Raw genomic sequence first — 17,545 nt, 5'->3', positions numbered from 1 at the left:
CGATGAGTCCTTTCGGCCTGCAGCTGCCGGAATACCCGTGGGACGCCATGGCGCCCTACGCGCAAAAAGCGGCCGGGCACCCCGGCGGCGCGGTGAACCTGTCCATCGGCACGCCGGTTGACTCCACTCCGGCCGTCGTCCGGGAGGCCCTGGCCGCGGCCGCCGATGCCCCGGGCTACCCCACGACCCACGGCACCGCCGAACTGCGGGAAGCGATCACGGATTGGTTCGGCCGCCGTCGCAACGTTCCCGGCCTGGATCCGGAAGCGGTCATGCCCACCGTCGGTTCCAAGGAGCTGGTCGCCTGGCTGCCCACCTTGCTGGGACTCAGGGCGGGCGACGTGGTGGTGCGCCCCGTCGTGGCTTATCCGACCTACGACATCGGCGCCATCCTCGCCGGCGCAACCCCGGTGGCGGCGGACAACCTGGCGGACCTGGATGCGCAGACCAGGAGCCGGGTGAAACTGGTGTGGGTCAACTCGCCGGGCAACCCGACGGGCATTGTCCGGGACCGGGCAGAGCTGCGCACCCTGGTGGAGGACGCCCGCGGCCTGGGCGCGGTGGTCGCTTCCGACGAATGCTACGCGGAGCTGGGCTGGGGCGCCTGGGACACCGCCCGCGGCGGGCAGGCCGTGCCGAGCGTGCTGGACCCGTACATCGCGCAGGGCTCGCACGAGGGCCTGCTGTGCGCCTACTCGCTCAGCAAGCAGTCAAACCTTGCCGGGTACCGTGCCGCGTTCCTGGCCGGCGACCCGGCGCTGATGCCGAACATCATCAACAGCCGCAAGCATGCCGGCATGATCGTGCCGCTCCCGGTCCAGGCCGCGATGCTCGCCGCCCTGCGCGATGACGCGCACGTCCAGGAGCAGAAGGACCTGTACCGGAGCCGGCGCGAGCGGCTGTTGCCGGCGCTGGAGAATTTCGGCGTGCAGATCCGCCATTCCGAGGCCGGGCTGTACCTGTGGGGGAGCGCGGGGGAAGATACATGGACCACCGTGGGCCGCATGGCCGAGCTGGGCATCGTCACCGGACCCGGCGTGTTCTACGGCGAGGCCGGCAACGGCCATATCCGGGTGGCGCTGACCGGCAGCGACGAACGCATTGACGCCGCCGTCGAGCGGCTTTCCTGACCCGGCCCGGCAGCGCCTGACTGTGGATATGAACAAAAATATATGTCGCGGATTAGATATATCCGCGACTCTACGGGTAGCGTTTTACCCGAGTATGTGCATGCTCAGTGCCACAAGCGCCCGGCGTGCCGTTAGCTTCTATACCTCCTGAAGGGGACTCAATGACTGAGCAGACCGGTGCCAAGCTGCACTTCGATGGCGGCGAACTCGAACTCCCACGGCTCAAGGCCGCCGAAGGCAACGACGGTTACGACGTATCCAAACTGCTGAAGCAGACCGGCGCGGTCACCTTCGACCCGGGGTTCATGAACACGGCGGCGACCACCTCGGCCATCACCTACATCGACGGCGACGCCGGTGTGCTCCGCTACCGCGGCTATCCGATCGAGCAGCTGGCCGAGCACTCGAGCTTCCTCGAAGTGTCCTACCTGCTGATCTACGGCGAACTGCCCACCCCCACCGAGCTGGAGGAGTTCGACCACAAGATCCGCCGCCACACCCTGCTGCACGAAGAGCTCAAGGGCTTCTTCGGCGGGTTCCCGCGCGACGCGCACCCGATGCCGGTGCTCTCCTCGGCGGTCAGCGCGCTGTCCACCTTCTACCAGGACTCGCTGGACCCGTTCGATGACAAGCAGGTGGAGCTCTCCACCATCCGCCTGATGGCGAAGCTGCCGGTGATCGCCGCCTACGCGCACAAGAAGTCGATCGGCCAGGCACTGCTCTACCCGGACAACTCCATGAACCTGGTGGAGAACTTCCTGCGCCTGAGCTTCGGCCTGCCCGCCGAGCCCTACGAACTGGACCCGACGGTGGTCAAGGCCCTGGACCTGCTGCTCATCCTGCACGCTGACCACGAGCAGAACTGCTCCACGTCCACCGTGCGCCTGGTGGGCAGCTCCAACGCCAACATGTTCGCGTCCGTCTCGGCCGGCATCAACGCGCTGTTCGGCCCGCTCCACGGCGGCGCCAACGAGGCGGTGCTGAACATGCTCCGCCAGATCCAGGCCAGCGGCCAGGAGCCGGAGCAGTTCATGGAGAAGGTCAAGAACAAGGAAGAAGGCGTGCGCCTGATGGGCTTCGGGCACCGCGTCTACAAGAACTACGATCCGCGCGCCCGCCTGGTCAAGGCCACCGCGCACGAGATCCTGGGCAAGCTCGGCGGCAACGACGAGCTGCTGGATATCGCCATGCGGCTGGAAGAGAAGGCGCTGGCGGACGACTACTTCATCGAGCGCAAGCTGTACCCGAACGTGGACTTCTACACCGGCCTGATCTACAAGGCCATGGGCTTCCCGGAGAAGATGTTCACGGTGCTGTTTGCCATCGGGCGCCTGCCCGGTTGGATCGCCCAGTGGCGGGAGATGATTAAGGACCCGCAGACCAAGATCGGCCGCCCGCGGCAGCTGTACACGGGTGCGCAGGAGCGCGAGTACCCGGCCCGCTAGTACGACGGCGGAGCACGCCATAACGCCGACGGCCCCCGGAGCGATCCGGGGGCCGTTCGGTTTGCTTCAGCCGGCGTAGCCGTTCGGGTTGTTCTTCTGCCAGCGCCAGTGGTCTTCGCACATCTGCTCGAGGTTCTTGACCGCCGACCAGCCGAGCTCGGCCAGCGCGGCGGAAGGGTCGGCATAGCTGATGGCGGCGTCCCCGGGGCGCCGGTCGGTCAGCTCGTAGGGGATGTCGAATCCCGCTGCCTTGCCGAACGCGGCGAGCACCTCCAGGACGGAGGAGCCCTTGCCGGTGCCCAGGTTCCATCGGCGCACGCCGGGCCGGCCGGCGATGAAGTCCAGGGCCGCCAGGTGTCCGGCGGCCAGGTCCATGACATGGATGTAGTCGCGCACGCCGGTACCGTCCGGCGTCGGGTAGTCGCTGCCGAAGACCCGGACCCTGTCCCGGCGGCCCACGGCCACCTGCGCCACGAACGGCAGCAGGTTGTTGGGCACACCCGTCGGGTCTTCGCCGATCCGCCCGCTTTCGTGCGCTCCCACGGGATTGAAGTAGCGCAGCAGGGCCACGTGCCAGCGCGGGTCGGAGTCGCCCAGGTCGGACAGGATGTCCTCGATCTGTTCCTTGGTCCGGCCGTAGGGATTGATCGCGTCCAGCGGAAGCTTCTCGGTCAGCGGCACCTCCTCGGTGGCGCCGTACACGGTGGCCGAGGAACTGAACACGATCGTGCGGACGTTGTGGGCATCCATCGCGCGGAGCAGGTTCAGCGTGCCGCCCACATTGTTGTGGTAGTAATGCAGGGGTTTTTCAACGGACTCGCCGACGGCCTTCAGGCCGGCAAAGTGGATCACGGCGTCCACGGACTCGGTCTCCAGCACCCGGTTAAGCGCGGCCTCGTCCAGCAGGTCGGCCTGGTGGAACCGTGCCTGCCGGCCGGCAAGCTCCTGGACGCGGCGCAGCGACTCCTCGCTGGAATTGGCCAGGTTGTCGAGCACCACCACGTCGTGCCCCGCCTCCAGCAGGGCGAGCGTGGTGTGCGAGCCGATGAAGCCGGTTCCTCCGGTGACCAGAATTCTCATGCCCACCAGCTTAGTAGCTCACCCCCGGTCACCCCGCCACGGCCCGCAGCGGGGCAGGTACAAGGGCTGGACAGCAAGGTCTAGAGTTGAGCTACAGGCGGCAGTGGGGATGCCCGCGGGCGGCACCCGCGTGCGGGGGCCACTGCAGATGAGCTGCGTCGTCGGTCCGAGCGAAAGGACGCGGACAGCATGCACCAGACGGGCGGGCCGGGGTGGCGGATCACCGCAGACACCTCGGGACATATGCTGCTGGCCCTCTACCTTCGCGACGCCGCCGGCCTGGCCGGAGCCGGCCGGCCCGCGGTGTCGCCGGTCTTGCCGACGGTCCGCACCGCCGATCCCACTCAGCTGACCGCGCATGTCGGCGGCCCGGCGGCGCTGCGGGACGAATGGGAGAAGTGGTGGGAGGACCTGGTCCGTGACCGCCCGGGCAACGCCGCGAAACTGGCCCCGCCGTCCTTTCCCGCCTTCGCCGGCAGCCCCGCGCTGCGGCTGCTGCTGCAGGCCCACTTCGGCGCCGGGATGAGCTGGGCGCGTGCCCGGATGGCCGAGTACGGGAAGTTGGCGCAGGAGCGCGAGGCCAAGGGCACGAACGGGTTGATCCGCGAGCTGGTCCAGGACCGGGAGATGGAGCTCGGCCGCGCCGCGCGTACCTTCGAGCTGAAGCTCATCGAGCTGCCGCTGTGCGAGCCGCGTGCCTGGTTCGTGGAGCCGGACCGGGTGCTGCTGTGCCAGACACTGCTGGACGACGAAAGCGCCTTCCGCAGTTACCTTCAGCCGATCGTCGAACTCATCGTCTAGCCGCGCCGGGCGGTTCAGGCGACCGGGCCCCGCGCCACCGTGATCACGACGTAGCCGGTGTCGGTATCGGCGCCGACCCAGCCGCCGTCGTCACGCTGCCAGCTGAGGCCCGCGTGGGCCACCGACTCAAGGTCGAGCCCTTTGGCAGAAGCCACCGCCCACTGCGCCACCGCCCAGCCCCGCTCGTCGGCTGCCGCCACCCGGACCTCGCGGCCGGCGACGGCCATGTCCAGGCCGGGATGCACGGCCTCCAGCTGCGCCAGGACCGCAGCGGGGTCGCCGGCTGCCTCGGCATCCTTGAGCACGCAGTTCAGGGCGGCGGGCGAGTGCCCGGTCAGCGCCGAGGCGAAGGCCTTGGCCTCGGCCTCGGCCTCATGGTCCGCGTACGCCAGCGGATAGGCGCTGCGCTGGACGGTCTGGGCTGCGTCGGTCACCGGCATGGACTCGTAGCCCGGGACCTGTTCGAGCACCTCGTAGAACTTGTTGGCCGCATACACCGGGTCCTGCACTTGTTCCTCGGTGCCCCAGCCCTGGGACGGCCGCTGCTGGAACAGCCCCCGGGAGTCGGGACCGGCCGTGTCGCCGTAATCGATGTTGCGCAGCTTCGACTCCTGGATGGCCGTCGCCAGGGCGATCGACGCGGCGCGTGCGGGCAGCCCGCGCCCGACGGCAATCCCCGAGATGAGCGCGGCGTTCGCGGCCTGGTCCGGTGCCAGTTCGTAGGTGTCCGAACCGACGACGGCGGTGCACCGCTCGCGGACCAGGGTTTGGGAACGGTCAATGAAGGTGGCGGCGAAGTAGGCGGCACCGCCGACCAGGGCCAGCAGGACGATCAGGCTGAGCAGGCTGCGTGTCCTGCGTGCACGGGCTTGCCGGGACATGGCGGTGCCGTCCGGGACTGCTAGTTGGCGTGCAGGACCGCGTTGAGCTCCACGCTCTGGCCCTTGCGCGGCAGGACTTCCACTGCGCCGCTGGTGGAGTTGCGGCGGAAGAGGAGGTTGGGCAGGCCGGAGAGTTCCACGGCCTTGACCTGGCGGTGGTCCCCGGTGGCAACGTCGATCAGGCTGACCCGGGTTCCGGCGGTCACATAGAGGCCGGCCTCGACCACGCAGTCGTCGCCGATGCTGATGCCGACACCCGAGTTGGCGCCCAGCAGCACGCGCTCGCCGATGCTGATCCGTTCCTTCCCCCCGCCGGAGAGCGTGCCCATGATCGAGGCGCCGCCGCCGACGTCGGACCCGTCCGCCACAATGACTCCGGCGGAAATGCGGCCCTCCACCATGGAAGTGCCCAGCGTGCCGGCGTTAAAGTTAACGAAGCCTTCGTGCATCACCGTGGTGCCGGCGGCCAGGTGCGCGCCGAGGCGGACCCGGTCGGCCTCGGCAATCCGCACACCGGTGGGAACCACGTAGTCCACCATGCGCGGAAACTTGTCCACGCCGAAGACGGTCACCTGGCCGCGGCGGCGCAGCCGGCGGCGGACCGCTTCGAAATCGTCCACGGCGCACGGGCCGAAGTTGGTCCAGACCACGTTGGGCAGCTGCCCGAAAATGCCGTCCATGTTCAGCGAATTGGGGGTGACGAGGCGGTGGGAGAGCAGATGCAGCCGGAGGTAGGCGTCGGCGGTGTCGGCCGGCGCGGCGTCCAGGTCGATGCTGCGGGTGAGGACCTCAAGACGGGTGCCGCGGTCCGCGTCGGCGCTGTCCGCGGCGTCGGCCTCGAGGCCGGTCTCCGCGTCCCGGGCGGCGCCGGCAGGGCCCAGCGCCGGCGCCGGATACCAGACGTCGAGGACGGTGCCGCTGTCGGTGACGGTGGCCAGCCCGGTGCCGTGGGCGGTGCGGGGAGTGGCGGTGGCGGTGGTGCTCGCGGTCATGGATGCAAGTCTACCGAGCGCGCCGGGGCCGGTGACGCCGGGATGCCGCAGGCGCGTCTGGCTAAGCTGGGGGAGTGACTTCGACCATTGCCCTGGACTTGACCGCCGACGTCGCCGAGCTGACCGCGGCGCTGATCGACGTTAACAGCGTGTCCGGCAACGAGACCGCCCTGGCCGACGCCGTGGAGGCCGCCCTGCGGGCCCTGCCGCACCTGAAGGTGCTGCGCGACGGCGACGCCATCGTCGCGCGAACGCAGCTGGGGCGGCCGGAGCGGGTCATCTTGGCCGGCCACCTCGATACCGTGCCGTTGCCCGCCGTGCCCGGCTCCCTCGGAACCGTGCCGTCGGTGTGGGACGGGGACGTGCTGTACGGGCGCGGCGCCACCGATATGAAGGGCGGGGTAGCGGTGCAGCTGGCCCTGGCCGCCGAGCTGACGGCACCCAACCGCGATGTCACCTACGTCTTCTACGACCATGAGGAAGTGGATGCTTCGATGAGCGGGCTGGGCCGGCTGGTGCGCAACCACCCCCAGTTGCTGCAGGGCGACTTCGCCATCCTGCTCGAACCGACCCACGGAACCGTGGAAGGCGGCTGCAACGGCACGGCCCGGTTCGAAGCGAGCACGGTCGGCCAGGCGGCGCATTCCGCGCGCGCGTGGCGGGGCGTCAACGCTATCCACGCCGCCGCCGACATCCTGGTCCGGCTCCGGGACCATGAACCGGCCACTGTCACGGTCGACGGGCTGGAGTACCGCGAGAGCCTCAACGCGGTGAAGATCAAGGGCGGTACGGCGGGCAACATCATTCCCGACAGCACCACGGTGGAAATCAATTACCGGTTCGCTCCGGACAAGACGCCCGCGGATGCCGAACTGTACGTGCGGAACCTGCTGGAGGGCTTCACGGTGGTCTGCACGGATGCCGCGGCCGGCGCCCGGCCCGGCCTCGACCACCCGGCAGCCGCCGAATTCGTCGCCGCCGTGGGGGCGGAGCCAAAGCCGAAGTACGGCTGGACCGACGTGGCGCGGTTCAGCGAGCTGGGCATTCCGGCCGTCAACTTCGGCCCCGGCGACGCGTTGCTGGCCCACACCGACAACGAAAACGTTCCGGCGGAGGCCGTCCGCGAGTGCCGGGCGGCGCTGCGCCGCTGGCTGCTGGCCTGACCATCCGGGGGCGGCGGAGGGCGCCGCCGCCGGGCAACAAGGCGCCCGGGAAGCTGCAACGGGGAAGGGGAGGACGCGCAGGCGTCCTCCCCTTCCCCGTCGGCGGTCAGCGGCAGCCGGTCACACCTTGACGGCCATCGGCTGCGTGGTCAGCGGCGCGGTCTCGCCCGCGGTCCGGCTGCTCAGGAACTTGGAGAGCCAGTTGGCTACCCAGGACAAGGCGAAGTTGACGATGATGAAGAGCAGCGCGGCAATCGTCAGCGACTGCAGGATCGGACCGGCGGAGCCGTAAATCTGCATCGACCGCAGCAACTCGGAGTACGTGATGATGTAGCCGAGGGCAGAGTCCTTCAGGATCACCACGAATTGGCTGACCAGGGCCGGCAGCATGGCCACCAGGGCCTGCGGCAGTTCGATGCTGCGCAACGACTGGGCACGGGTCATGCCGATCGCCATCCCGGCTTCACGCTGGCCCTTGGGCAGGCCGAACACGCCGGAGCGGACCAGTTCCGCGATCACCGATCCGTTGTACAGCGTCAGGGCCGTCACGACGGCGTAAAACGGGATGTCTGCCGGGGTGCCGATTCTCAGCTGCCCGAACAGGAGCCAGAAGAAGATCATCATCAGCAACACCGGGACAGCCCGCAAGAGTTCGACGATCACTCCGCAGAGCCACCGCAGGGGGCCGTTCGAGGCGAGCCTGCCCACGCCAAAGAGCAGCCCGAAGACCACGGACGTGAGGATCGAGACTGCGGCGGCCTTAAAGGTGTTGATCAGCCCCGGCAGGATGGTGAACTGCCAGACCTCGCCGGTCAGGAACGGCGTCCACAGCTCGGGTGCCAGCTGGCCCTTGTCGTTCAGTCCGACGATGACGAAGATCGCCGCGCCGAGGAAGAGCAGGATGCCGATGATGTTGGTGACCATGATCCGCGCACGGGCCTTCGGGCCGGGCGCATCAAAGAGGACGTTCTGCTTGATGTTCATCGTGACACCGCCAGTTTCTTGGAGAGCCAAGTGGTCACCAGGCCGATCGGCAGCACGATGATCACGAAGCCGATGGCGAAGGTCGCGAAAATGGCCATGATGACATCCGGCCGGAACTCGATCATGGTTTTCATCAGCCCGGCGGATTCGGCGACCGACGCCGCCGTTGCCACCGTGGTGTTCTTGGTCAGGGCGATCAGGGTGTTGCCCAGCGGCGCCACGGCACCCCGGAAGGCCTGGGGCAGGATGACCATCCGCGCCGCCGGCAGGAAGCTCAGCCCGATGGCGCGGGCGGCCTCGGCCTGTCCCAGGGGCACGGTGTTGACGCCGCTGCGAATGGATTCGCAGACGAAGGCCGCGTGGTAGACGGACAGCCCGACGATGGCCCAGAGGAAGAAGTTGAAGTCGAAATCGCCGGAGAGGTTCATCTGGAGCTGGAAGACCGCCACCAGGATGCAGAACACCATGATGATGGTCAGCGGCGTGTTGCGGAAGACGTTGACGTACGCAGCGCCGGCCCAGCGGAAGCTGGGCACCGGTGAGATGCGCATCAGGGCCAGGACGGTACCCAGCACCAACGAACCCAGGGCGGCCCAAAAAGCGAGCTGGATATTGACCCACAAGGCTCCGACGACGTCGTAGGTCTCCAGCGCCGTCAGGTAGCTCTGGAAATACTCGGACAAACTGTCCATCCCCTTTCGGTGGGAAGAGGCAGATCATGTTGTGGGGCGGGAGAGCCCCGCCCCACAACGGATGGTGCTAGGCGCAGGCTTCGCCCGGCTTCGGCGGGTTCAGGTCCTTGTTGTAGGAGTAATCCACACCCTCGGTGTTCTTCTTGAGGGCTTCTTCCCAGGCACCTTCCTCGACCATCTTGTTGATGGCTGCGTTGATGTCCGCGCACAGCTCCGAGCCCTTCGGCAGTCCGACGCCGTAGTTCTCCTCCGAGAACGGGTTGCCGACCACCTTGTACTTGCCGGCGTTGTTCGGCTGCGCCGCGAGTCCGGCCAGGATGATGTCGTCGGTGGTCACCGCGTCGATCTGGCCGCCCTGCATGGCGGTCACGCACTCGGCGTAGCTGGGTCGCTCAACCAGGTTCACTTCGGCGGCGTGCTCGTCCTTGATGCGCTGGGCGGAGGTGGAGCCGGTCACCGAGCAGAGGTTCTTGCCGTTAAGCGCATCCGGGCCGGTGATTTCGGTGTCGTCGGTCCGGACCAGCAGGTCCTGACCGGCCACGAAGTACGGTCCGGCGAAGTCGACGGTCTGCTTGCGCTCGTCGGTGATGGAGTACGTCGCGAAGATCATGTCCACCTGGTTGTTGGCGAGCATGTTTTCGCGGTTGGCCGAGGGCGACTCGACGAATTCGATCTGGTCCTCCGAGTAGCCCAGCTCGTTGGCCACGTACTTGGCTACATCCACGTCGAAGCCGCTGAACTTGCCGCCGGAGGAAAAGCCCAGGCCCGGCTGATCGTACTTGATGCCGATACGGATGCCTTCGCCGTCGCCTTCGCCGCCGCCGGCAGTCTCGCCGCCGCCGGCAGTCTCGCCGCCGCCTGTGCCGCCGCCGCCGCCGCAGGCGGACAGCACGAGCGCGGCTCCGGCTGCCATGGCAGCCATTCCATAACGGGTCTTTCGCATGTTTTCTCCTTGCGTTGTCGGCCCTCCGTCAGTGAAGGGCCAGGTGTGGGGGTCAGTGTTCGAGGATCTTGCCCAGGAAGTCCTTGGCGCGGGTGCTCTTCGGGTTGGTGAAGAATTCTTCCGGGGTGGCCTGCTCCACGATCTGGCCGTCGGCCATGAAGAGCACGCGGTCCGCCGCCTTGCGCGCAAAGCCCATCTCGTGCGTGACCACGATCATGGTCATGCCTTCGCTGGCCAACTGCACCATGGTGTCGAGCACTTCGTTGATCATTTCCGGATCCAGTGCCGAGGTGGGCTCGTCGAAGAGCATCACCTTAGGTTTCATCGCCAGGGCCCGGGCAATCGCCACGCGCTGCTGCTGGCCGCCGGAGAGCTGGGCCGGCAGCTTTTGCGACTGGTTGGCCACGCCGACGCGCTCGAGCAGGCTCATGGCCAGCTCCTTGGCCTCGGACTGCTTCATCCCCTTGACCTTGATCGGTCCCAGGGTGACGTTCTCCAGGATCGATTTGTGGGCAAAAAGGTTGAAGGACTGGAACACCATGCCGACGTCGGCCCGCAGCTTGGCAAGGGCCTTGCCCTCGGCCGGCATCTTCTCGCCGTCGATCAGGATTTCGCCGTCGTCGATGGTCTCCAGGCGGTTGATCGCCCGGCAGAGGGTGGACTTGCCGGAACCCGACGGCCCGATCACGACCACCACTTCGCCCTTGGTGACCTCCAGGTTGATGTCCTGCAGCACATGGAGGGATCCGAAGTGCTTGTTGACGTTCTTCAGGGACACCAGCGGCTGACCCGCCGGCGCGGCGGATGTGGCTCGGGTTGCCGCCGCAGGAGCAGCAGGCGGCGTTTTACTGTGCGATGCGTCACTGGTCATGGAACGAATCTAGCGAAAGATTCCCTTCAAGCAATGCATTCGCGACCGAACCGCCGGAATCGTGATTTAAGAGCAACCTGCGTCCCGGACCGCGTGAGGGCCGAATTGCCACCGAAACGGCGGAAACCGCCACGGATGGCCGGCGGATCTGTAGCCTTGGGAAATGACAAACCAGCAAGACATCCCGCTCCCGTCGCAACTTCCGGGCGCACCGAAAACCCGTTTCAAGGGGCCGGTGGAGCTGCGGCGCAGCCAGGCGGACATCCCGCAGGCCGACCAGTACCTGCTGGACACCAAGGACCGGGCGGAATTTACGCACACGGATCCCTGGCGCGTGCTGCGGATCCAGAGCGAATTCGTCGAAGGGTTCGGCACCCTGGCCGACCTCGGCCCGGCGATCAGCGTGTTCGGTTCGGCCCGCACCCGGCAGGGAAGCAAGCACTACGCCATCGCCGAGGAGATCGGGCAGCTGCTGGTCCGGCATAATTTCGCGGTCATCACCGGCGGCGGCCCCGGTTCCATGGAGGCGGCCAACAAGGGCGCCAGCGAGGCCGGCGGCGTCTCGGTCGGGCTGGGCATCGAACTGCCGTTCGAGCAGGGGCTCAACGACTGGGTGGACCTGGGCATCAACTTCCGGTATTTCTTCGCCCGCAAGACGATGTTCGTCAAGTACGCGCAGGGGTTCATCGTGCTCCCCGGCGGGCTGGGCACGCTCGACGAGCTGTTCGAAGCCATGGTGCTGGTCCAGACGAAGAAGGTGACGTCCTTCCCGATCGTGCTGGTGGGCACGGCATTCTGGTCGCCGCTGATCGACTGGATCCGCAACACGCTCCTGGCCGAAGCGATGATCGCGGAGGCCGATCTGGACCTGGTCAGCGTGGTGGATACGGCCGAGGAAGCAGTCGAGCAGGTCATCTCCGGGTTGTCCGCCCGCTCCGGATTTTGACCCGGCGCGACGTCCTCTCTGGCACGATGGTGCTGTGAGCGCATTCCTGGTTTTCCTTGCCATCGCCGTTGCAGGTGCGGCCGCTGTCGCCGCGTCGGGCTGGCGGGGCCGGAGGAAGGCGGCCGGCGCCGGCGCGGGCGGCGAGAGTGACGGCACCGGATGGGAGCGCGGGCACGTGGCCGCGCTCCAGGGCCTGAGCGAGCATGAGGCGCGGCTGCCGGCGGTTTTGCTGCCTGAACACCCCCGTGCCGAAGACCTGGACAGCGTCCGGTTTTCCACTGCCCTGCGGGGCTACCGGATGGACCAGGTGGACGAAGTGCTGGACGTCCTGCGGGCCGAGCTGGGAGCCAAGGAGCGCCTGATCCGGCAACTGAGCCACGAACAGCCGCAGCCCGACGGCGGTGCCCACCCGGCGCGGGAAGGATGACGGGGGTGCAGGACCGCCTTCCGCGCACGCGCGTGCTTCGGGAGGCCGTGCACGCGGAGCTTTCCTTCTGGCGCCGACGGATCTCCGGGTGGCCGTGGTGGGTCCAGGTCTGCGTGCTTTACGCCCTTTCCCGGGTGTATTCGCTGCTGGTCTTCCTCGCGGTGGCACGCCAGCAAGGGCCGAATCCGTGGACCGGACCGCACCCCGACTATCTGTCCTTCATCGGAATCTGGGACAGCGCCTGGTACGAGCAGGTCTACCGGGAGGGGTATCCCGCCGATATTCCCCGCGGCCAGGACGGGCGGGTCGACGAGAACCAGTGGGCGTTCTACGCGCTTTTCCCCGGCATCGTCCGCGTCCTGGCGGCGGCCACCGGGCTGGGGTGGCAGTTGCTGGCACCGCTGGTTGCGACCCTCGCCGGTTTTGCCGCCGTGCTGCTCATCTACAAACTTTTCCGTCGCTACGCCCCCCACGGCACCGCGCTGTGGGCCGTGTTCTTCGTGGCGGTCTTTCCGGTCTCGCCGATCCTCCAGGTGCCGTACGCCGAATCGCTGAACCTGGCGCTGCTGGCGGCGGCGCTGCTGCTGCTGGTGCGGCGGAAGTACCTGCTGGCGATTCCCGTCGTCGTGCTGATGTGCCTCTCCCGGCCGGTCGGCGTGCCGTTCGCGGCACTCGCCGGCCTTCACCTGCTGTGGCGGATCAGGCAGCGCCGCACCGATCCGCTGCAGACCCCGGAATTCCTCCGCGCGGCAGCGCTGGCGCTGGTCAGCTGTGCAGCGGCCCTCGCCTGGCCGGTGCTGGCGTGGTCGGTCACGGGGGAGATGACCGCGTACACCGATACCGAGACCGCCTGGCGGGGCGAGGCCCTGATCCTGTTCAAGCCGTGGTTCGACATGGGCGTAAACCTTTTCGGGCTGTTGGGCGGAATGGCCGCCCCGCTGCTGCTGGTGGCCGCGGCGGCCGGGGTCCTGTGCTCCCCGCCGGCCCGGAAGATGGGGGGCGACCTGAGGCTGTGGTGCGCCTGCTACCTGGGCTACCTGCTTGCCTTTCTGCATCCGCAGACCAGCACCTTCCGGCTGTTGCTTCCGCTCTTCCCGCTGGCCCTGGCGGCGGCCTTGGTATCACGCAGCCGGGCGTACCGCGCGTGCCTGGCAGTGATGTTCCTGGCCGGGCAGATTGTCTGGGTGACCTGGCTCTGGTCCTGGGCCGAACTGCCCGGCGGCGGGGACTATCCGCCCTAGCGGCGGCCGGCGCCGGTGCGCCCCGTGTCGCGCAAATTAGCACCCGGTTGTGATGTACGCGATAATGGGTAGTGGTTGGACATGGCGGCCGGGCAACTGAAGGGCCGCCGATGTGAGGTTGGCGGGCAGGGCGATCACCGATCGGGCTGCCCCATGGCGGAAGGGAATTCCCAGATGGCTGCGATGAAACCGCGTACCGGTGACGGTCCGATGGAAGTGACCAAGGAGGGGCGAAGCCTCATCCTGCGGGTGCCCATCGACGGCGGCGGGCGTCTGGTGCTCGAACTGAACGCCGAAGAAGCCGGCAACCTCAAGGACTGCCTGCTCGGCGTCACCAGCGACGTGGCAGGCTAGGAACCGTTTGCTGTGAGCCACGTTCCCTCCACCGCAGAGGAACAAACCGCCCGTCATCTGGAGCAGGCCCTGGTTGAACCGCAGATGGCGCGCGTCCAAGCCCTTCCGGCCCTCGGCCGCGGACGGTCTCCGGCCGAGGGCGCCGGGGATGTCACGGTGCTGGCGGTCCCCATTGCTGAAGGCGAGGCCAACGTTGAGCGGGCCACGCCGCAGCCGCGCCAGGGTGCCGCCGAGGCGGCAGCCGACTTTGGCGCCGACGTGGCGGCCTTGGCAGAGGTCCACGGGATTGCCGGTAAGGCCGGCGAAGTGCTGGCGGTGCCGGCGCCGCCAGGCTCCGCCCGGCTGCCGGAGCGTCTGATCTTGATTGGGCTGGGCAGTGGCAGCGCGGCGGAGCTGCGCAAGGCCGGAGCCGCCCTGGCCAGGGCGACGATGGGCACCGACCGGGTGCGCAGCAGCGCCGTCGACGGCCTGCCCGAAGGGCTGCAACAGGCCTTCATCGAGGGGTTCCTGCTGGGCGGCTACCGGCCGCCGCGCGCCGGGACGTCCGCCGCGCCGAAGCCGATGGCCGCGGTGCTGGAACTGACCGGAACCGCGGCGGGGACGGCCGCAACGGCCGCCGCCGGCGCCCGGGCCACGTGGCTGGCACGGGACCTGGCAAACATGCCGTCCAACGTGAAGAGCCCGGAGTGGATGGCCGGCCAGGCCGCGCGCCTCGCCGCGGCCCGCGGCCTGGGCATCCGCACGTGGGACGAGCATCAGCTGGCTGCCGGAGGGTTCGGCGGTCTGCTGGCGGTGGGCTCGGCCTCGCCGACTCCGCCCAGGCTGGTCCAGCTGGACTACACGCCCGCACAGGCCGGCGAGAACACCAGGCACGTCGTCATCGTCGGCAAGGGCATCACCTTCGACACCGGCGGGCTGTCGCTTAAGCCGCGGGAGCCGATGCTGCCGATGAAGACCGACATGGCGGGCGCCGGCGTCGTGCTGGCGGTGCTGGCCGCTGCGGCGGAGCTGCGCGTTCCGCACCGTGTCACGGGCCTGCTCGCCCTGGCCGAGAACGCCATCGGCGCCGACGCCTACCGGCCCGGCGACGTGGTGACCGTCCACGACGGCACAACCGTGGAGATCGGCAACACGGATGCGGAGGGGCGCATGGTGCTGGCCGACGGCCTCTCCTACGCCGCCGCCCGGCTGCAGCCTGACGTCCTGGTGGATATCGCTACCCTCACCGGCGCGGCGTCCCTGGGGCTGGGCAGGCAGCATGCGGCACTGTACGGCACCCGGCGGTCCCTGGTGCGCGCGTTCGAAGCCGCGGGGGAGGCAACCGGGGAGCGGGTCTGGCACATGCCGCTGGACGAGGTGGCGGCCGAATACGGCTTCGCGTTGGAATCCGGCATCGCCGACATCTCGCATATCGCGTCCCAGCGGTCGAAGGTCGGCGGGGGATCGATCACCGCAGCGCTGTTCCTGCGCGAATTCACCGGCGCCCTTCCGTGGATCCATCTGGACATCGCCGGCCCCGCCCGGGCAGACTCCGACCGGGCCGAGGTCACGAAGGGCGCCACCGGGTACGGTGCCCGGCTGCTGCTGTCCTTCCTGCGCTCCTACCGCGGCTAGCACCGGGCCGGCGGGTGGCCCGGCGGCCCGGTGCAGGGCGCCGCGGGTCGGTCAGCGTTTGACGGCCAGCAGCAGTCCCTCGCCGGTCGGCAGGATGGTGGACAGCAGTTGGTCGTTTTCCCGGATGGCCTTGCCGACCTTGCGCAGCGTGGTGGTGGATTCTTCGCGGATGGCCGGATCCGAGACCCGGTCGTGATCCAGGGCGTCGTTGACAATCAGCATGCCGCCGCGCTTGAGCAGCCGGACCGCTTGCTCCACGTACAGCGGATACGAGGGCTTGTCCGCATCGACGAAGACGAGGTCGTAGGCGTTGTCGGTCAGCCGGGGCAGCACGTCGGCCGCGCGGCCGGAGATGGTGCGGGTGCGGTTGCCCGGAATGCCGGCATCGACGAAGGACTGGCGTGCCGCGCGCAGATGGTCGACGTCCGCATCGATGGTGGTCAGCACCGCGGCCGGCGGCAGTCCGCGCAGGAGGCAGACCCCGGAGACACCGGCGCCGGAACCGATTTCCACCACCGTCTGCGCCTTGGTGCCCGCGGCGAGGACGGTCAGGGCCGCGCCGACCCCCCTGCCGACGGCGGCAACGCCCAGTTCATGGGAGCGCTCACGGGCCCGAAGCAAGACGTCATCCTCGGCGGGGAGCCCCTCCGTGTAGGACCAACTCGTCTGCTTGTCGGCACTCATGAAACATCGCTTTCTCTTCAGCTTTTGCGGGAAAACGGCGCAGGGCCGCAGTGCCAAGCCTACTGCCACAGGTGGCGGGATCAGGCGCGTGCCCCGGGGACGGGACACGCGGCCGCCGGCCGGGTCAGACGGGGACCGGGCTTAGCGGTCTTTGTGCAGCCGGTTTACAGAATTCTCCCAGTCTTTTGCGCCAAGATGGGTACCCGGGACGCCGAAAGCCAGACCGGCAGCACGCAGCCGCATTCCCGGACCCCCAGGAGGTGGGCGGCCGCGGGCGGTCCGACGAAGGGGCACGATAATGACGAAGCTACAGGACGCCGCGTCGAACGCCGCGGCCGGCAACGATCAGTGGGTCGCTCCGACGTGGGAAGAAGTGGTGAGCAACCACTCCGCCAAGGTCTACCGCTTGGCCTTCAGGCTCACGGGAAACCGGTACGACGCCGAAGACCTCACCCAGGAAGTCTTTGTCCGCGTCTTCCGGTCACTGGACAACTTCAAGCCCGGCACGCTGGACGGCTGGCTCCACCGGATCACCACCAACCTCTTCCTGGACCAGGCCCGGCGCAAGAGCCGGATTCGGTTCGATGGACTGAGCGACGAAGCCGAAGCCCGGCTGCCCGGCAAGGATCCCGGCCCCGAGCGCAGCTTCGAATTCAACAACCTGGATATCGATGTCCAGGCCGCGCTGGAAGAGCTGCCGCCGGACTTCCGCGCCGCGGTGGTGCTCTGCGACCTGGAGGGGCTGTCCTATGACGAGGTCTCCGCGGCCCTTGGCGTCAAGCTGGGCACCGTCCGCTCGCGGATCCACCGTGGCCGGACCATGCTCCGGGAAAAGCTGGCGCACCGGGATCCCGCCGAGCGCCCGCGCCTGAAACTGCCGCGCATCGCCGGAGCCCACTGATCGCTGCAATGCTCCACCCGGAAAGAGAGCTGGCGGAGTACCTGGACGGCGAACTCTCCGATGATCGCCGCCCGGCCCTTGAACGCCATCTTCAACGCTGCCGGCGGTGCCGCAAGAGCGTCGACGAATTCCGCCAGATCCAGGACCGCCTGCGCTCGCTGGACGTGCCGCCCCCTGACGACAACCTGACCGCGCGGTTGCTGCGCTGCAGCCGGCCCGGGGCCGCCGGACCGGCCGGGCCCCCGCTCGGCCTCGAAACTTCCGGCACCGCGGAAGACCGGAACTCCGGCGTACCCGCGGGGCGCACCCCCGCGCCCGCCGGTGCCGCCGGCGGCCTCCCGCCCGCCGCCCTCCCTCCCGCCGCCGCCCTTCCTCACGCCTCCGCCGCGGCGGAGG

19 protein-coding genes are annotated in these 17,545 nt (G+C 68.5%); 11 read left to right on the top strand and 8 right to left on the bottom strand.

The window, feature by feature from the left end:
- Positions 1–2: 2 nt before the first annotated feature.
- Positions 3–1,130, top strand: coding sequence for a succinyldiaminopimelate transaminase (gene dapC / locus AC5RUH_RS12695; RefSeq protein WP_494128749.1), 1,128 nt, complete (start codon positions 3–5; stop codon positions 1,128–1,130).
- Positions 1,131–1,291: 161 nt separating this feature from the next.
- Positions 1,292–2,575, top strand: a complete 1,284-nt coding sequence (locus AC5RUH_RS12690; RefSeq protein WP_494000304.1) for a citrate synthase — start codon at positions 1,292–1,294, stop codon at positions 2,573–2,575.
- Between the two features lie 66 nt (positions 2,576–2,641).
- Here AC5RUH_RS12690 and galE read toward each other — a convergent pair whose 3' ends face one another.
- Positions 2,642–3,655: a UDP-glucose 4-epimerase GalE gene (gene galE / locus AC5RUH_RS12685; RefSeq protein WP_494128748.1), complete on the bottom strand. Its 1,014-nt coding sequence runs from the start codon at positions 3,653–3,655 to the stop codon at positions 2,642–2,644.
- Positions 3,656–3,844: 189 nt separating this feature from the next.
- Between galE and AC5RUH_RS12680 the strand changes: the two genes are divergently transcribed.
- The gene (locus AC5RUH_RS12680; protein WP_494074155.1) at positions 3,845–4,456 is read left to right on the top strand and encodes a hypothetical protein; all 612 of its coding nucleotides are present in this window, start codon (positions 3,845–3,847) and stop codon (positions 4,454–4,456) included.
- Positions 4,457–4,470: 14 nt separating this feature from the next.
- On the opposite strand, the gene AC5RUH_RS12675 is transcribed toward AC5RUH_RS12680, so the two are convergent.
- Complete coding sequence (locus tag AC5RUH_RS12675; protein ID WP_494128747.1) at positions 4,471–5,337, bottom strand: hypothetical protein; 867 nt, start codon at positions 5,335–5,337, stop codon at positions 4,471–4,473.
- 20 nt (positions 5,338–5,357) lie between these two features.
- Positions 5,358–6,329, bottom strand: a complete 972-nt coding sequence (dapD, locus tag AC5RUH_RS12670) for a 2,3,4,5-tetrahydropyridine-2,6-dicarboxylate N-succinyltransferase (protein ID WP_494128746.1) — start codon at positions 6,327–6,329, stop codon at positions 5,358–5,360.
- Between the two features lie 74 nt (positions 6,330–6,403).
- On the opposite strand from dapD, the gene dapE reads away from it, so the two are divergent.
- Positions 6,404–7,492 carry a succinyl-diaminopimelate desuccinylase gene (gene dapE / locus AC5RUH_RS12665; protein ID WP_494128745.1) on the top strand — a complete coding sequence of 363 codons (1,089 nt, stop codon included), beginning with the start codon at positions 6,404–6,406 and terminating at the stop codon, positions 7,490–7,492.
- Positions 7,493–7,612: 120 nt separating this feature from the next.
- On the opposite strand, the gene AC5RUH_RS12660 is transcribed toward dapE, so the two are convergent.
- From AC5RUH_RS12660 to AC5RUH_RS12645, 4 genes are all read right to left on the bottom strand, one after another.
- Positions 7,613–8,476 (bottom strand): amino acid ABC transporter permease, encoded by an 864-nt coding sequence (locus AC5RUH_RS12660; RefSeq protein ID WP_494012573.1) that lies wholly within the window; start codon positions 8,474–8,476, stop codon positions 7,613–7,615.
- Entirely contained in the window at positions 8,473–9,168 is a 696-nt protein-coding gene (locus AC5RUH_RS12655) for an amino acid ABC transporter permease (RefSeq protein WP_494000297.1), read from the bottom strand. Before AC5RUH_RS12655 ends, AC5RUH_RS12660 begins: the two co-directional genes overlap by 4 nt.
- A 67-nt stretch (positions 9,169–9,235) precedes the next feature.
- Positions 9,236–10,111 (bottom strand): glutamate ABC transporter substrate-binding protein, encoded by an 876-nt coding sequence (locus AC5RUH_RS12650; protein WP_494128744.1) that lies wholly within the window; start codon positions 10,109–10,111, stop codon positions 9,236–9,238.
- A gap of 52 nt (positions 10,112–10,163) precedes the next feature.
- Entirely contained in the window at positions 10,164–10,982 is an 819-nt protein-coding gene (locus tag AC5RUH_RS12645; protein ID WP_494012571.1) for an amino acid ABC transporter ATP-binding protein, read from the bottom strand.
- 163 nt (positions 10,983–11,145) lie between these two features.
- Between AC5RUH_RS12645 and AC5RUH_RS12640 the strand changes: the two genes are divergently transcribed.
- The 5 genes from AC5RUH_RS12640 (at position 11,146) to AC5RUH_RS12620 (ending at position 15,564) form a co-directional block, all read left to right on the top strand.
- Positions 11,146–11,928, top strand: a complete 783-nt coding sequence (locus AC5RUH_RS12640) for an LOG family protein (RefSeq protein ID WP_494049655.1) — start codon at positions 11,146–11,148, stop codon at positions 11,926–11,928.
- A 34-nt stretch (positions 11,929–11,962) separates the two neighbouring features.
- A complete protein-coding gene (locus AC5RUH_RS12635; protein WP_494074159.1) occupies positions 11,963–12,355 on the top strand; it encodes a DivIVA domain-containing protein in 393 nt (130 codons plus the stop codon).
- Positions 12,352–13,596, top strand: coding sequence for a hypothetical protein (locus AC5RUH_RS12630; protein ID WP_494128743.1), 1,245 nt, complete (start codon positions 12,352–12,354; stop codon positions 13,594–13,596). The genes AC5RUH_RS12635 and AC5RUH_RS12630 overlap by 4 nt, the downstream gene beginning before the upstream one ends.
- Before the next feature lie 174 nt (positions 13,597–13,770).
- Positions 13,771–13,950 carry a DUF3117 domain-containing protein gene (locus tag AC5RUH_RS12625; RefSeq protein WP_493979326.1) on the top strand — a complete coding sequence of 60 codons (180 nt, stop codon included), beginning with the start codon at positions 13,771–13,773 and terminating at the stop codon, positions 13,948–13,950.
- Positions 13,951–13,962: 12 nt separating this feature from the next.
- Positions 13,963–15,564, top strand: coding sequence for a leucyl aminopeptidase family protein (locus AC5RUH_RS12620; protein ID WP_494012568.1), 1,602 nt, complete (start codon positions 13,963–13,965; stop codon positions 15,562–15,564).
- A 51-nt stretch (positions 15,565–15,615) separates the two neighbouring features.
- Here the strand turns inward: AC5RUH_RS12620 and AC5RUH_RS12615 are convergent, their stop codons facing one another.
- Entirely contained in the window at positions 15,616–16,248 is a 633-nt protein-coding gene (locus AC5RUH_RS12615) for an O-methyltransferase (protein WP_494000290.1), read from the bottom strand.
- A gap of 298 nt (positions 16,249–16,546) precedes the next feature.
- Between AC5RUH_RS12615 and sigE the strand changes: the two genes are divergently transcribed.
- Together sigE and AC5RUH_RS12605 are read left to right on the top strand one after the other, a co-directional pair.
- Complete coding sequence (sigE, locus tag AC5RUH_RS12610; RefSeq protein WP_494000289.1) at positions 16,547–17,149, top strand: RNA polymerase sigma factor SigE; 603 nt, start codon at positions 16,547–16,549, stop codon at positions 17,147–17,149.
- A gap of 8 nt (positions 17,150–17,157) precedes the next feature.
- Positions 17,158–17,545, top strand: a 388-nt coding sequence (locus AC5RUH_RS12605; protein WP_494128742.1) for an anti-sigma factor family protein, incomplete at its 3' end; no start/stop codon positions are given.

The organism is Arthrobacter sp. Y3223166 (genome assembly GCF_059090935.1).
The sequence above is the reverse complement of the archived record's forward strand: the minus strand, read 5'-3'. Positions and strand labels throughout refer to the sequence as shown.

Coding starts and splice junctions, on each gene's coding strand:
- dapC (WP_494128749.1), top strand. CDS start 3: ATGAGTCCTTTCGGCCTGCAGCTGCCGGAATACCCGTGGGACGCCATG.
- AC5RUH_RS12690 (WP_494000304.1), top strand. CDS start 1,292: ATGACTGAGCAGACCGGTGCCAAGCTGCACTTCGATGGCGGCGAACTC.
- galE (WP_494128748.1), bottom strand. CDS start 3,655: ATGAGAATTCTGGTCACCGGAGGAACCGGCTTCATCGGCTCGCACACC.
- AC5RUH_RS12680 (WP_494074155.1), top strand. CDS start 3,845: ATGCACCAGACGGGCGGGCCGGGGTGGCGGATCACCGCAGACACCTCG.
- AC5RUH_RS12675 (WP_494128747.1), bottom strand. CDS start 5,337: ATGTCCCGGCAAGCCCGTGCACGCAGGACACGCAGCCTGCTCAGCCTG.
- dapD (WP_494128746.1), bottom strand. CDS start 6,329: ATGACCGCGAGCACCACCGCCACCGCCACTCCCCGCACCGCCCACGGC.
- AC5RUH_RS12660 (WP_494012573.1), bottom strand. CDS start 8,476: ATGAACATCAAGCAGAACGTCCTCTTTGATGCGCCCGGCCCGAAGGCC.
- AC5RUH_RS12655 (WP_494000297.1), bottom strand. CDS start 9,168: ATGGACAGTTTGTCCGAGTATTTCCAGAGCTACCTGACGGCGCTGGAG.
- AC5RUH_RS12650 (WP_494128744.1), bottom strand. CDS start 10,111: ATGCGAAAGACCCGTTATGGAATGGCTGCCATGGCAGCCGGAGCCGCG.
- AC5RUH_RS12645 (WP_494012571.1), bottom strand. CDS start 10,982: ATGACCAGTGACGCATCGCACAGTAAAACGCCGCCTGCTGCTCCTGCG.
- AC5RUH_RS12640 (WP_494049655.1), top strand. CDS start 11,146: ATGACAAACCAGCAAGACATCCCGCTCCCGTCGCAACTTCCGGGCGCA.
- AC5RUH_RS12630 (WP_494128743.1), top strand. CDS start 12,352: ATGACGGGGGTGCAGGACCGCCTTCCGCGCACGCGCGTGCTTCGGGAG.
- AC5RUH_RS12625 (WP_493979326.1), top strand. CDS start 13,771: ATGGCTGCGATGAAACCGCGTACCGGTGACGGTCCGATGGAAGTGACC.
- AC5RUH_RS12615 (WP_494000290.1), bottom strand. CDS start 16,248: ATGAGTGCCGACAAGCAGACGAGTTGGTCCTACACGGAGGGGCTCCCC.
- sigE (WP_494000289.1), top strand. CDS start 16,547: ATGACGAAGCTACAGGACGCCGCGTCGAACGCCGCGGCCGGCAACGAT.